Below are 13,585 nucleotides of genomic sequence, written 5' to 3'. Positions count from 1 at the left end.
CGGGGCTACGAAAGCCCCATCATTCTTCCTATGGCCGTCATCCTAGGGACAAGCCCTAGAATGACGGGACTTAGGGGTGTCGGCTTTACGCCGCCTGGTTCGAGCCTGCCGGGGCCGACCAGCGCAGAACCGGCGAGCGGGCGGCGCGGGTTTCGTCCAGGCGCTTCAGCGGGGCGTGGAAGGGGGCGCCCTTGAAGCGGTCAACGTCGCCGGCCTTCGCGGCTTGCGCCAACAGACGCATGGCGTGGATGAAGCGATCCAGTTCGGCCTTGGACTCGGTTTCCGTCGGCTCGATCAGCATGGCGCCGTGGACGACCAGGGGGAAATACATGGTCATCGGGTGGAAGCCCTCGTCGATCATCGCCTTGGCGAAGTCCAGCGTGGTGATGTCCGTGCCCTTCAGCCATTCGTCGTCGAACAGGGCCTCGTGCATGCAGGGGCCGTCGGGGAAGGCCGCCGACATCAGGTCCGACAGGCGGGCCTTGATGTAGTTGGCGTTCAGGACCGCATCCTCGGCCACCTGACGCAGGCCGTCTGCGCCGTGGCTCATCATGTAGGACAGGGCGCGCACATACATGCCCATCTGGCCCTGGAAGGCGCACAGGCGACCGAAGGCCTGGACGGCCTCGTCTTCCTCGCGCTCGATCAGGCGATAGCCGTTGTCGTCATGCACGACCCACGGAGCCGGCGCGAAGGGCGCCAGGGCCTCCGACAGCACCACCGGACCCGCGCCCGGCCCGCCGCCGCCGTGCGGCGTCGAGAAGGTCTTGTGCAGGTTGATGTGCATGGCGTCGACGCCCAGATCGCCCGGACGCACCCGGCCGACGATGGCGTTGAAGTTGGCGCCGTCGCAGTAGAAATAGGCGCCGGCTTCATGCGTCAGGCGGCTGATCTCCAGGATGTCGTGCTCGAACAGGCCGCAGGTGTTGGGATTGGTCACCATGATGGCGGCGACGTCGTCGCCCAGCTTGGACGCCAGGTCCGCCACGTCCACGCGGCCGTCTTCGGTCTGGGCGACCTCGACGACAGTGTAGCCGACGAAGGCGGCCGTGGCCGGGTTGGTGCCGTGGGCGCTGGTGGGCACCAGCACCTTGCGGCGCTTCTCATGCTGGCCCGAGGCCTCGTGCGCGGCGCGGATGGTCATCAGGCCGCACAGTTCGCCGTGGGCGCCGGCTTTCGGAGACAGGGCGACGGCGGGCATGCCGGTCAGGGTCTTCAGCCAGTGGGCCAGCGTATCCATCAGCTCCAGCGCGCCCTGTACCGTCGAGATCGGTTGCAGCGGGTGGATGTCCGAGAAGCCGGCCAGGCGCGCCATCTTCTCGTTCAGGCGCGGGTTGTGCTTCATCGTGCACGAGCCCAGCGGATAGATGGCCAGGTCGATGGCGTGGTTCTTTTGCGATAGGCGCACATAGTGGCGCATGGCCTCGGGCTCGGACAAGCCGGGCAGGCCGATCGGATCCTTGCGGACCAGGTCGCCCAGGTCGGATCCATCGGTCTTGGGTTCCGGCAGATCGACGCCGGTCTTGCCCCAGCCGTCGCCCTCGAAGATCAGGGCTTCATTTTGCAGGAGACCGCGGCCGCCGGTCAGGGTGGCGGGCTTGGTCTGGATTTGGTTCGGGGCGGTCGGGCGGCCGACAGTGTTCATGGTGCTCATGGTCAGTATCCCTTAGGCGCCGAGGACTTGGGTAAGCGCTTTGGCCAGGATCCGGATGTCTGCATCCAGGGTGGTTTCGGTCGCGGCGACCAGCAGGACGTCGTCCATGCCGGCGGCGGGCGCCAGGCGGCTGTAGGGCACGCCTGCCAGCAGATGATGCCCGGCGAGCGTATCGACGACCTCGGCCGCGTTCTTGGGCAGGCGCACCGCGAACTCGTTGAAGAAGCGCGAGGTCAGGATTTCGACGCCCGGAATGGCCGCCAGGGCGTCGCGCGTGGCGACGGCCTTTTCGTGGTTCAGCAGGGCCAGTTTGCGCAGGCCCGTCTCGCCCAGCAGGCTCATGTGAATGGTGAAGGCCAGGGTGCAGAGGCCGGAATTGGTGCAGATATTCGACGTCGCCTTGTCGCGCCGGATATGCTGTTCCCGCGTCGACAGGGTCAGGACGAAGCCGCGCTCGCCGTCGGCGTCCACCGTCTCGCCGGTCAATCGGCCGGGCATCTGGCGGATCAGCTTCTCGCGGGTGGCGAACAGTCCGACATAGGGACCGCCGAAGTTCAGCGCGTTGCCGATCGACTGGCCCTCGGCCGCGACGATGTCCGCGCCCATCTCGCCGGGCGACTTCAGCAGGCCCATCGACACCGCCTCCGTGACCACGACGATCAGCAGGGCGCCGGCGGCGTGGGCGGCCTCGGCGATCTTGGTGACATCCGTCGCCGTGCCGAAGACGTTCGGAGTTTGAACTACGACGCAGGCTGTATCCGGACCGATCTGATCGATTACGGCGGCCTCGGCGTCCACAGCGGGCGCCAGAACCTGCGTCTCGACGCCGACGGCGTGGACCACGGTCTCGGTCGCCTTGACGTAGTGGGGGTGGACGCCGCCGCTGATCACCGCCTTGTTGCGGCGGGTCACGCGGGTCGCCATCAGCACACCCTCGGCCATGGCGGTCGAACCGTCATAGAGGGACGCGTTGGCCACCGGCATGCCAGTCAGGTTCGCGACCTGGGTCTGGAACTCGTACAGATATTGCAGCGTGCCCTGGGCGATTTCCGGCTGATAGGGGGTGTAACTGGTCAGGAACTCGGACCGTTGGATCACGTGATCCACCGTCGCCGGGACGTGGTGCTTGTAGGCCCCTGCGCCGCAGAAGAAGGGCACGGCGCCGGCCGTGGCGTTCTTGGCCGCCATGGCGGACAGGGCGCGTTCGACCTCCATCTCGCCGGCCACGCGGGGCAGGTCCACCGGCCCGTCCAGCCGCGCCGCCTCGGGCACGTCCACGAACAGGTCGTCGATCGATTTCGCGCCGATGGCGGCGAGCATCGCCGTGCGGTCGTCGGGCGTCAGGGGGAGATAACGCATGGTCTTGTCCTGGGCCGTGAAAGGCCGAAGACCCTCTGACTTTTAATCAGAGGGTCCGATGGGTCTTAGAGAGTGGCGAGGAAGGCGTCGTAGGCGGCCTGGTCCATCAGGGCGTCCAGTTCGGCAGCGTCCGACACCTTGATCTTGGCGAACCAGCCGTCCGCTTCCGGGGCCGAGTTGACGGTTTCCGGCGCGGTCGACAGAGCGTCGTTGGCCTCGACCACTTCGCCCGAGACGGGGGCGTAGACGTCCGAGGCGGCCTTGACGCTTTCGACCACGGCGAAGCTGGCGCCCTTGGCGACGGTCTTGCCGATTTCAGGCACTTCCACGAACACCACGTCGCCCAGGGCGTCGGCTGCGTGTTTGGAAATACCCACGGTGGCGATGTCGCCGTCCAGGCTGACCCACTCGTGATCCTTGGTGAACTTCATGATCTGATCCTCAGACGGTCTTCGGTTTGCGGTAATAGCGTTGCGCCACGAAGGGCATGGCGACGACTTCGGCGGCGGCAGTCTTGCCGCGCACGACGACCTTCAGGTCCGTGCCCAGCGCGGCATAGGCCGGCGGCACGAAGCCCATGGCGATGTTCTTGCCCAGGGTGGGGGAGGGGCCGCCCGAGGTGACCTTGCCGATGACGTTACCGTCCATGTCGGCGATCTCGGCGCCTTCGCGGGCCGGGGCGCCTTCCTTGACGATCAGGCCGACGCGGACGCGCGTGGGCGTATCGGCCAATTCCTTCAGGATGCGGTCGGCGCCGTTGAAGTCGGCGCGCTCCTTGCGCGACTTGGACAGGGCGAAGGTCAGCGCGCCTTCCACCGGCGAGGTCGTCGGGTCGATGTCATGGCCGTGAAGCGGCAGGCCGGCTTCCAGGCGCAGGCTGTCGCGCGCGCCCAGGCCGATCGGCTTGACGCGGGCGTCTTCCAGGATGGTGTTCCAGACGCGCTCGGCCTGATCCGCCGGCACCGAAATCTCATAGCCGTCCTCGCCGGTATAGCCCGAACGCGAGACGTAGCAGTCGACGCCGAACAGCATCAGCCGGGCGCATTCCATGAAGCCCATCTCGGCCAGGATCGGCTCATGCGCGGCCATGACTTCGGCGGCTTCCGGCCCCTGGATGGCGATCAGGGCGCGGTCCAGCACGGTCAGCTTGGCGTCGCCTTCAAGGTTCGCCTGCCAGAAGGCGAAGTCCTCGTCCTTGTTGCCGGCGTTGACGACGACGAACAGGCCGTCGTGGTCGGGGCGGCCCGCCATCAGGTCGTCGATGATCCCGCCGTCCTTGTTCAGCAGCAGCGAATATTTCTGTTTGCCGGCCTTCAGGATCGCATAGTCGCCGGGCACGAACCGCTCGAACTGGGCGGTCGCGTCGGCGCCGGTGATCTTGCACTGGCCCATGTGGGACACGTCGAACAGGCCGGCGTGTTCGCGGGTCCAGCGATGTTCGGCCAGGACGCCCTCATACTGGACCGGCATGTCATAGCCGCCGAAACCCACCATGCGGGCCCCCAGCGCGCGGTGCGCGGCGTTCAGGGGCGTGGTCTTCAGGGCTTGGTCGGTCATGGTTCAGGCTTTCACGGTCGCGTTTGGTGGCGGAGCTCCGCCGTCTTCGCGCCCCCGCTGTCCTGAAGCCTGAGAGATTCCGGCGACCAAATCATGTCGCCTTGCTCCGTCGGCGCGCCCGAATGGGCGACTTTCCAGCGTCCGTATGCTTCGCGGTCCGTTTGCCTGAGCGTTTCCGGGGCGGTTGCGCCTTCGGCGTCGAGGCCTGTTTCCAGACTCCGAACTCTCCCGCGAGAGCGCTCGACCTAAGGCATCGACTCCGGCCCCAAGTCAAGCGGTCGGGGAACAAGGATGCGTGGGGCGGGTTGTCGTCAAGAGCCCCCGTTCGAAACCCAGGAATCCCAAAATGTCGATTATAGACAAGCTGTTCGGCGACAACGACAAGCCGCGTGACACCCCCGCCAAGGCCGACGGCCCGATGCAGAAGGTGCTGGACGAACTGGCGTCGCTCGGCGGCAAGCCGATCGAGACCCTGTCGCCGGAAGAGGCCCGCCAGCAACCGACCCCGACCGACGCCGTGAAATCCCTGTTGCGCAATGACGGCAAGGACCCCAGCGACGACATGGGCGTCAAGACCAGCGACATCACCATTCCCGGCGCCGCCGGCCCGATCCAGGCGCGCATCTACAAACCGCACGACCATTCCGAGGACAAGCTGCATCCGGTCGTGGTCTATTTCCACGGCGGCGGCTTCGTGATCGCCGATCTTGACGTCTATGACGGCGGCCCGCGCGGCGTATCCAAGATGGCCGATGTGATCGTGGTCTCGGTCCACTATCGCCAAGCCCCTGAACACCACTTCCCCGCCGCCCACGACGATGCCCTGGCCGCCTATCGCTGGGTGCTGGAAAACGCCCAGACCTTCAATGGCGACCCGCAGAAGGTGGCGGTTATGGGCGAAAGCGCCGGCGGCAACCTGGCCATCGGCGTTTCCATGATGGCGCGCGACGCCGGCCTGCCGGCGCCGAAACATCAGGTGCTGGTCTATCCGGTCGCCGGGGTGGACATGGACAATGAGTCCTACGTCGAGAACGCCGACGCCAAGCCGCTGAACAAGCCGATGATGAAGTGGTTCGTGAAGCACATCTTCGCCAGCGAGGCCGACGCCCAGGATCCGCGCATCAACATCGTCGAAAAAGCGAACCTGACCGGCCTGCCGTCCTCGACGGTCATCTGCGCCGATATCGACCCCCTGCGTTCGGAGGGCGAATTGCTGGCCGAAAAGCTGGAACAGGCTGGCGTGGATGTGCGCCACAAGACCTTCCACGGTTCGACGCACGAGTTCTTCGGCATGGCGACGGTCGTGCCGGACGCGGCTGCGGCCCAGACCTTCGCCGCACATGAGTTGAAGCGCGCGTTCGGCACGGCGATCCTGCCGATTTAACATCCCTTCTCCCTTTGGGAGAAGGTGGCCCGAAGGGCCGGATGAGGGCCGGATGAGGGCCGGGTGGCGGGCCAATTCGCACCATCCGACCCTCATCCTTTCGCCTTGCGTATCGCCTGCGGCTCTCCGAGGCTCAAGCCCTCTCCCAATGGGAGAGGGTTTCTGTCTTGCGGTGGCGCGTCTCGCCCGCCAAGAACGGCGCAACGCCCAGAACCGGATCGACCGCATGACCCGCACCCGCCTCGACGCCCATATCGCCGCCCTGGACGCGCCCGAGGGTCTGAAGACGGTCTTGACCGTCGTCGCCGCCACCTGTGCGGACATCAGCAAGGTCGTGGCCGGCGGCGCCCTGGCCGGCGCCCTGGGCGCTTCGGGCCAGATCAACGTCCAGGACGAGGAGCAGAAGAAGCTCGACGTAATGACCAACGACATGCTGACCGACGCCCTTCTGGCCAGCCCCGCCGTCGCCGGCGTCGCCTCGGAAGAGATGGACGAGGTCCAGCCGGCGTCCCATTCGACCGGTGAATACCTCGCGCTGTTCGACCCGCTGGACGGCTCGTCCAACATCGACATCAACGCCATGGTCGGCACCATTATCTCGGTGCTGAAGTCCGCCACGCCTTCGCCGACCGAGGCCGATTTCATGCAGCCGGGCCGCAATCAGGTCGCGGCCCTCTATGCCCTCTACGGTCCCCAGACCATGCTGGTCCTGACCACCGGCGCCGGGGTGAAGGGCTTCACCCTGTCGAACGACGGCGACTGGATCTTGACCCACGACGCCATCGCCATATCGCCGGACACCAAGGAGTTCGCCATCAACATGTCGAACCTGCGCCACTGGTCCGAGCCGGTGCAGACCTATGTCGGCAACCTGTTGAAGGGCGAGGACGGTCCGCGCGGCAAGAACTTCAATATGCGCTGGGTCGCGGCCATGGTCGCCGACGTCCACCGCATCCTGATGCGCGGCGGGGTCTTCCTCTATCCGTGGGACAAGCGCGAGCCGAACAAGCCCGGAAAGCTGCGTCTGATGTACGAGGGCAATCCGATGGCCTTCCTGGTCGAACAGGCCGGGGGTAAGGCGACGACGGACGGGGTGCAGCCCATCCTGGACATCCAGCCCGAGCACCTGCACCAGCGCATCCCCGTGGCCCTGGGCTCGGCCAACGAGATCGACGCCTACGCGGGCGTTTGATGGACATCCGGCCCACTGACGCCCTGCTGGTCATCGACCCGCAGAACGACTTCTGCGAGGGCGGCGCTTTAGCGGTCGCAGGAGGGGCGGGGATCATGCCGCTGATCAACCGGCTGGCCGAACGGTTCACCCGCGTGATCCTGACCCAGGACTGGCACACGCCGGATCAGATCAGCTTCGCCTCCAACCACCCCGGCGCGGCCCCCTTCACCGAGATCGAGGTCGCCTACGGCCGCCAGATGCTGTGGCCGGATCATTGTATTCAGGGCTCAGCCGGCGCCGACTTCCATCCCGACGTCGCGCCGACGGTCGAGAATGCCCTGGCCGTGGTCCGCAAGGGCTACAACCCGGCGGTCGATTCCTATTCCGGCTTCTTTGAAAACGACCATCGCACGGCGACCGGCCTGGCCGGCCTGCTGCGCGAGATCGGCGTGACCCGCGTCTTCCTGGCGGGCCTAGCCTTCGACTACTGCGTCCGCTTCACCGCGGAGGACGCGGTGCGGCAAGGGTTCGAGGCCGTGGTCATCTCTGACGCCAGCCGGGCCATCGCGGCACAGACCGAGGCGACGGCGCGCGAAAGTTTCCGGGCGCTGGGCGTGGTGGAGATCATGGCCGGGGCCCTGCTGGGATAGAGCGGCTCACTCCCAGAAATCCTCCGCCTCCGGGATGCGGGTGAAGGCGATCTTGGCGCCGATGAATTCGGGCAGGCCCGCCTTGGGGCCGATGCTGACGGTGTCCTTGCCATAGCGGCGATTGAGCGCATCCAGCGCCTGGGACAGGCGCAGGGACGGGGCCTCGCCGCCCTGGTCCGGCCCGGTGTCGAACAGGTCCGTTTCGAAGGCGTCGCGGGATTTCAGCCCGTGAACCCCGACCCCGACATAACTCAGCCGTCCGGCTTCCAGCTCAGGCTCCACCTTGCGCCACAGGCCGTCCAGCGCGATCAGCAGCGCGAAGGTGTCCTGCGTCGGCGCGACGGGGCAACTCATAGCCGCCGTCTCCCAGCCACGCCGGCCGCTTCTGGGCGTCGCCTTCGGTCCCATGTCCAGATGCAGGGTCAGGCTCGCCCCCGTTAGTCCCATACGCCGCAACCGCGCCCCGCATTTGACCACCAGCCGCCGCGCCACGGCGCGCGCCTTGTCCGGCGTTCGCATCGCCTGGGCCAGGACGTGGCTGTGGCTGATCGAGGCGGGCGGCTTCTCCGGCGTCGGCTCGCTGTCCAGGCCATGCAGGCCGCGCCAGATGCGTTCGCCCTCGATGCTGTTCCAGACCGCGCGCGCCTGCCGGGCGCTCATGGCCCACAGGCCGGCGGTGTCCGTGACGCCCGCCGCCTCCAGCCGAAGTCGCATACGCGATCCTATGCCCGGATATTTCGACAGCGGCAGATCCAGCAGCGGGCGGGGCAGTTCGTTCGCCCTCAGGATCGTCAGCCCGGCGGGCTTTTTCATGCCGCAGGCGGTCTTGGCCAGAAACCGCGACGGCGCCAGCCCGACGGACGACCGCAGACAGTCGCCGACATTCTCCAGGATGCCTGCCTGAATTCGCCGGGCCAGGGCGACGGCGTTCGCTTCCTGACGCTCCGGGCCGAGCAGCTCGCACGAACATTCGTCGATGGAGCCGACCTTCCACACCGGCACATGGCGGTCGATCTCGGCCATGATCTTCTTGTGGACCGCGACATAGAGGTCCGGCCGCGCCTCGGCGACGATCAGGCCGGGGCACAGCTTGCGCGCCTCCGACACCCGCATCCCGGTATGGACGCCCCAGGCCTTGCTTTCATAGCTGGCGGCGATGGCGCCGGTGTATTCGCTGATCGCCGGCCGGACGATGACGGGCTTGCCCTGCCAGTCCGGGTTCATCTGCTGCTCTACGCTGGCGAAGAAGGCGTTCAGATCGACGAACAGCCAGCGTAGGCCCGCGCTGTCTTCGTTAGCCTGCTCCATGATAGGAACATAGCAGGAACATTGGCGTGTTGGAAGTGAGCTTCAGTGTAAGAAGGCGCTTATTACAAGCGCGACAGCAAAGATTGGAACCAGCACAAACCCCGTCCTCGCCGCATAGATGCAGCGCGTTATGAAGCGGCTTTCATAGCGACGATGCACATCCGAAAAAATGGCATGAAACGACGGCCCAATGCCGAAGTAGAAGACGTCCTTGGAGAAGTCGAAAAAGTCCGACGTACGTTTTGAGACGATCCCGTTTCGTTTGCTGTGATCGGCGGCCAAATGGGCCCCAAGCGCAGCCAACAGACCGGTCGCCATGCTCAACCATAGACCAATGGACAGCGTGACTTGGATGATTGTCATTGGCGCTGCGCGTAGGCCTCCACCTCTGCGATCCGCTCCGCCTTCTCCGCCTCGCCCAGGAACGACCCTTCGAAACTGTTCCGCGCCAGCAGCGTCACCTGATCCTTCGTCAGGCCGACCGCCGCCGCCAACCGGCTGTAGTTGTCGTTCACGTATCCGCCGAAATAGGACGGATCGTCCGAGTTCAGGGTGACGTGCAGGCCCCGGCGCAGCATCTCGGGCACGGGATGATCCTTCAGGTCGTCGACGACACACAGTTTCAGGTTCGACAGGGGGCAGACTGTCAGGGTCATCTGCTCGCGCGCCAGCCGCTCGATCAGGGCCTCGTCCTCCATGGAGCGATTGCCGTGGTCCATCCGGTCGATGTGCAGCAGGTCCAGCGCTTCATGCACATAGGCGGGCGGGCCTTCCTCGCCGGCATGGGCGCACAGTTTCAGGCCCAGCTCACGCGCGGCGGCGAAGACGCGCTGGAACTTGGACGGCGGATGGCCGACCTCCGATGAATCCAGCCCCACCCCGATGAAATGATGCAGATAGGGCTTGGCCGCCTCCAGGGTCGCGAACGCCTCGTCCTCGGTCAGATGGCGCAGGAAGCTGAGGATCAGGCCGCTGCTGACGCCCAGTTCCGCCTTGGCCCGGTCCATCCCCGCGATCAGCCCCTCGACCACCACGCCGAAGGGCACGCCCCGGTCCGTATGGGTCTGGGGATCGAAGAATATCTCGGCGTGGCGCACGTTGTCGGCGCCCGCCCGCTGGAAATAGGCGAAGGCGAGATCCTCGAAATCCTTGCGCGTCAGCAGCACGGCCGCCCCGGCGTAATAGATGTCCAGAAAGTCCTGCAGATTCGAGAAATCATAGGCCGCCCGCACCGCCTCGACGCTGTCATAGGGAATGGCGACGCCATTGCGCTGCGCCAGTTCGAACATCAGCTCCGGCTCCAGCGAGCCTTCGATGTGCAGGTGCAGTTCAGCCTTGGGCAGGCCGGCGATATAGGCGTCGAGCGACATGGGCGATCTCCGGGAGGACATCGCCCAGTCTAACCTACATCCGCTCCGGCGTGTCGATTCCCAGCAGGTTCAGCGCGATTTCCAGCTGGTTGAGCGCTGCGGCCGACAGGGCCAAACGCGAACGCTTCGTCGCCTCGTCCGGCGCGATCAGCACCGGGCAGGCGGCGTAGAATTTCGAGAAGGACTGCGCCACGCGATAGGCATGTTCGGCCACGAGGTGCGGCATCCGCTTGTCGTAGGCGTCGGACACGGCGGTCGAGAAGGCGTCCAGCGTCAAGGCCAGATCGCGTTCGGCCGGTTCGGCGATGACGATGGCGCCCGGCGTCAGTCCCTGTTCGGCGCCCTTGCGCAGCAGGGATTTGATGCGGACCGACTGGTACAGAAGATACGGCCCGGTCTTGCCCTCGAAGCTCATGAACCGGTCCAGGTCGAAGACGTAGCTGGTGGTGCGTGCGTTCGACAGGTCGGCGAACTTGAGGGCGGCGATGGCCACCTTGTGGGCGATGGCCTCGAACTCGGCCGGCAACAGGTCGTCGCCCAGCTTGGCCTCGTGCAGACGCTCGCGCGCCTTGTCCGTCGCCTGGTCGATCAGGTCGCGCAGCTTCAGCACCCCGCCCGCGCGGGTCTTGAACGGCTTGCCGTCCTGGCCGTTCATGGTGCCGAAGCCCAGATGCTCCAGCGATCCCTCGGCGGCGTAACCCGCCAGATAGGCGGCGCGGAACACCTGCTCGAAATGCTCGGCCTGACGTTCGTCCACGACATACAGGGCCAGGTCCGGCGACAGGGCCTTCTTGCGGTCCAGGATCGTCGCCAGGTCGGTCGTGCCGTACATGGCCGAGCCTTCCGAGCTGATCACCAACAGGGGCTGGGGCGACGGGGCCTCGATCACCGAACCGTCGGCCAGCTTCTTCTTGCGGGTCTCGCCCGGCTTGGCGACATGCACCACCTGGGCGCCGTCGTCCTCGACCAGCAGGCCAGTCTCTTTCAGGTGCGCCAGCATTTCGGGCATCTGCGGATCGGCGTCGCTTTCGCCGTTCCACAGGTCGAAATCGACCGACAGATCGCCGTATTCACGCTTCAGCGCCTCGCGGCTGACGGCCACGAAATGGGCCCACAGGGCGCGATAGCCGGGCCGGCCGTTCTGCAGTTCCGCCGTCGCCTTGCGGGCGCGGTCGCGGAAGGCGGGGTCTTCCTTGGCCTTGCCGGCGGCCAACGGATACAGCCGGTCCAGGTCGGCCAGCGTTACCGGACTGTCGGCCGGGAAGGGGCCGTCGCCCTCCGCCATGAAGGCGTCCGCGACACCCTCGTCGCCGCAGGCCGTGATCAGCAGCCCCATCTGGAAGCCCCAGTCGCCGAAGTGGGCGTCGCCAGTGACGTGATCGCCTCGGAAGCGGAACAGCCGCTTCAGGCTCTCGCCGATGATGGCGCTGCGCAGGTGGCCGACGTGCATCGGCTTGGCGACATTGGGTCCGCCGAAGTCGATCACCACCTTGCGTGGATCGGCCACGACGGCGGCGCCGGCGTGGTCGGCGTCGGCCGCGACCTCTTCGGCCCGTTCGGCCAGAAGCGCGTCGGCGAGCTTCAGATTGATGAAGCCCGGCCCGGCTATCTCGACGGAGGAAAAGCGCGGATCGGCGGTCAGGCGGTCGGCGATCTTGCCCGCCAGTTCGCGCGGATTGGCCTTCAGCGCCTTGGCGGCGGCCAGGGCGCCGTTCGACTGGAAGTCGGCCAGGTCGGGGCGGTCCGACGGGGTGACGCGGGCCAGGGCCGCATCCACGCCTTCGGCGGCGAAGGCGGCGGCGACCGCTTCGCTGAGGACGGTCTTCAGATCAGCCATTTATTCGCTCGGTGCGGCGGCAGGGGCGGGCGCGGCCGGCGTCGCGCCGGCGTTGACGCGGAAGCGGCTGCCCGAGCGGTTGAACTCGGCCATTTCAGGCGTGACGTCGAAACCGACCAGGATTTCGAAATTGCCGCCGCTGGTGTCCACGCCGGCGCGCGGGATGACGATGGTGCGTTCCTCGGTGACCGAGGCCGTGCGCTGGCCTTCGAAGTTCACCGGCAGGTCGAAATATTCCTTGGACAGGATGGCGCTGTTCCGTTCGGTCACGGCGATCCAGTAGCGATAGGTGCGCTGGTCGCTGGCCGCCTGAGGCCCGCGGCCCAGCTGGAACAGCATGCCGATGTCCACGCGAATCGGATCGGCCTCGCGATACTCGCAGTCCGAGGTGATGCCTTCGATCTCGCCGGTGTAGCCGACGTTGGAAATCGCGGCGCGACCACCCTCCAGTTCGACGTAGCGGGCCGCGTCGTAGAGGATCTTCACATAGGGGCAGGGGCCGGCGTTGGCGCGGCGACGCAAGGGGGCGATGCGCGGCGCGCGGCTGGGAGCGGCCTCTTCGCCCGAGGCCTGCTGGCCTTGCCCCCCACGGTCGCGGGGCGAGGTTTGGGCCTGTGCGGCGGCGGGCAGGACGGAGGCCGCAATCGAGAGGGCGGCCAGGGCGGTGAACACGCGACGCATCAGCTTATTTTTCCGACAGCGAGAGAGGGCGCACGATGATCGGCGGCCGATCATCAACGCTCGCCGCTGATAGCGGCTAAAGCGAGGCGCGGCAAACCTTCGCTGCCTCTCAGCGCTCCATGATCAGGCATGTGGATGTCGCGGTCGCATAAAGCTTGCCGTCCAGTCCGCGCAGATCGGCCTCGGAGAAGGCGGCGCGGCGGCCGGTCTGGACGATCCGTCCCTCGGCCCGAACCGGAGTGCCCGCGCTCAGCGCCTTGTGAAAAACGGTCTTCAACTCCAGCGTCGTATAGGTCTGGCCGGGCCGCAGCGTCGAATGGACGACGCAGCCGCAGGCCGAATCCAGCACGGTGGCGATCCAGCCGCCATGGACGCTGCCCAGCGGATTATAGACGGCGGTGGTGGGGATGGCCTCGAAGACGACGCGGCCTTCCTCGACCTCGGTCAGTTCGAAGCCGACGGTGCGCGCGATCGGGGCGATCATCCCGCCGGTCAGGCCGAGGCGCAGCTGCTCCACCCCGGACAGGGCGGCGATGTCTGGGGTGTCGGTCATGCAAACGGCTCCGGTCAGGTCCGTTTACAATAAGGACGGACGCCGCCGTGGCAAGCGT

General features: G+C 66.6%; 13 protein-coding genes and 2 riboswitches. Of the genes, 3 read left to right on the top strand and 10 right to left on the bottom strand.

Features of this window, described 5'->3' with window-relative positions; translation table 11 throughout:
* Positions 1–85 precede the first annotated feature (85 nt).
* The 4 genes from gcvPB to gcvT all read right to left on the bottom strand — a co-directional run bounded on the left by gcvPB (position 86) and on the right by gcvT (position 4,570).
* The gene (gene gcvPB / locus ACP693_RS12200) at positions 86–1,654 is read right to left on the bottom strand and encodes an aminomethyl-transferring glycine dehydrogenase subunit GcvPB (RefSeq protein WP_426019758.1); all 1,569 of its coding nucleotides are present in this window, start codon (positions 1,652–1,654) and stop codon (positions 86–88) included.
* Positions 1,655–1,666: 12 nt separating this feature from the next.
* A complete protein-coding gene (gene gcvPA, locus ACP693_RS12195; RefSeq protein WP_426019756.1) occupies positions 1,667–3,013 on the bottom strand; it encodes an aminomethyl-transferring glycine dehydrogenase subunit GcvPA in 1,347 nt (448 codons plus the stop codon).
* A 65-nt stretch (positions 3,014–3,078) separates the two neighbouring features.
* On the bottom strand, positions 3,079–3,444 hold the full coding sequence (gene gcvH, locus ACP693_RS12190) for a glycine cleavage system protein GcvH (RefSeq protein WP_426019754.1): 366 nt from the start codon (positions 3,442–3,444) through the stop codon (positions 3,079–3,081).
* Positions 3,445–3,454: 10 nt separating this feature from the next.
* Positions 3,455–4,570 carry a glycine cleavage system aminomethyltransferase GcvT gene (gcvT, locus tag ACP693_RS12185; protein ID WP_426019752.1) on the bottom strand — a complete coding sequence of 372 codons (1,116 nt, stop codon included), beginning with the start codon at positions 4,568–4,570 and terminating at the stop codon, positions 3,455–3,457.
* Positions 4,571–4,625: 55 nt separating this feature from the next.
* Positions 4,626–4,710: riboswitch (glycine riboswitch) on the bottom strand.
* A gap of 3 nt (positions 4,711–4,713) precedes the next feature.
* Positions 4,714–4,811, bottom strand: a riboswitch (glycine riboswitch).
* A 105-nt stretch (positions 4,812–4,916) separates the two neighbouring features.
* Between gcvT and ACP693_RS12180 the strand changes: the two genes are divergently transcribed.
* From ACP693_RS12180 to pncA, 3 genes are all read left to right on the top strand, one after another.
* Entirely contained in the window at positions 4,917–5,954 is a 1,038-nt protein-coding gene (locus tag ACP693_RS12180) for an alpha/beta hydrolase (RefSeq protein WP_426019750.1), read from the top strand.
* Positions 5,955–6,180: 226 nt separating this feature from the next.
* Positions 6,181–7,146, top strand: a complete 966-nt coding sequence (locus ACP693_RS12175) for a class 1 fructose-bisphosphatase (RefSeq protein WP_426019748.1) — start codon at positions 6,181–6,183, stop codon at positions 7,144–7,146.
* Positions 7,146–7,778, top strand: a complete 633-nt coding sequence (pncA, locus tag ACP693_RS12170; RefSeq protein ID WP_426019746.1) for a bifunctional nicotinamidase/pyrazinamidase — start codon at positions 7,146–7,148, stop codon at positions 7,776–7,778. Before ACP693_RS12175 ends, pncA begins: the two co-directional genes overlap by 1 nt.
* A gap of 6 nt (positions 7,779–7,784) precedes the next feature.
* Here the strand turns inward: pncA and ACP693_RS12165 are convergent, their stop codons facing one another.
* The 6 genes from ACP693_RS12165 to ACP693_RS12140 all read right to left on the bottom strand — a co-directional run bounded on the left by ACP693_RS12165 (position 7,785) and on the right by ACP693_RS12140 (position 13,527).
* Positions 7,785–9,086, bottom strand: coding sequence for a type VI secretion protein ImpB (locus ACP693_RS12165; protein WP_426019744.1), 1,302 nt, complete (start codon positions 9,084–9,086; stop codon positions 7,785–7,787).
* Positions 9,087–9,128: 42 nt separating this feature from the next.
* Complete coding sequence (locus ACP693_RS12160) at positions 9,129–9,449, bottom strand: hypothetical protein (protein ID WP_426019742.1); 321 nt, start codon at positions 9,447–9,449, stop codon at positions 9,129–9,131.
* Positions 9,446–10,477: an adenosine deaminase gene (locus ACP693_RS12155; protein WP_426019740.1), complete on the bottom strand. Its 1,032-nt coding sequence runs from the start codon at positions 10,475–10,477 to the stop codon at positions 9,446–9,448. Before ACP693_RS12155 ends, ACP693_RS12160 begins: the two co-directional genes overlap by 4 nt.
* Positions 10,478–10,490: 13 nt before the next feature.
* The gene (gene argS / locus ACP693_RS12150) at positions 10,491–12,293 is read right to left on the bottom strand and encodes an arginine--tRNA ligase (protein WP_426019738.1); all 1,803 of its coding nucleotides are present in this window, start codon (positions 12,291–12,293) and stop codon (positions 10,491–10,493) included.
* On the bottom strand, positions 12,294–12,974 hold the full coding sequence (locus ACP693_RS12145; protein WP_426019736.1) for a Tat pathway signal sequence domain protein: 681 nt from the start codon (positions 12,972–12,974) through the stop codon (positions 12,294–12,296).
* 109 nt (positions 12,975–13,083) lie between these two features.
* Complete coding sequence (locus ACP693_RS12140) at positions 13,084–13,527, bottom strand: PaaI family thioesterase (RefSeq protein ID WP_425984932.1); 444 nt, start codon at positions 13,525–13,527, stop codon at positions 13,084–13,086.
* Positions 13,528–13,585 lie beyond the last annotated feature (58 nt).

Origin of the sequence: Brevundimonas sp. TWP1-3 (assembly GCF_049896085.1) — a bacterium.
In the GTDB taxonomy this organism is placed as follows: domain Bacteria; phylum Pseudomonadota; class Alphaproteobacteria; order Caulobacterales; family Caulobacteraceae; genus Brevundimonas.
The sequence above is the reverse complement of the archived record's forward strand: the minus strand, read 5'-3'. Positions and strand labels throughout refer to the sequence as shown.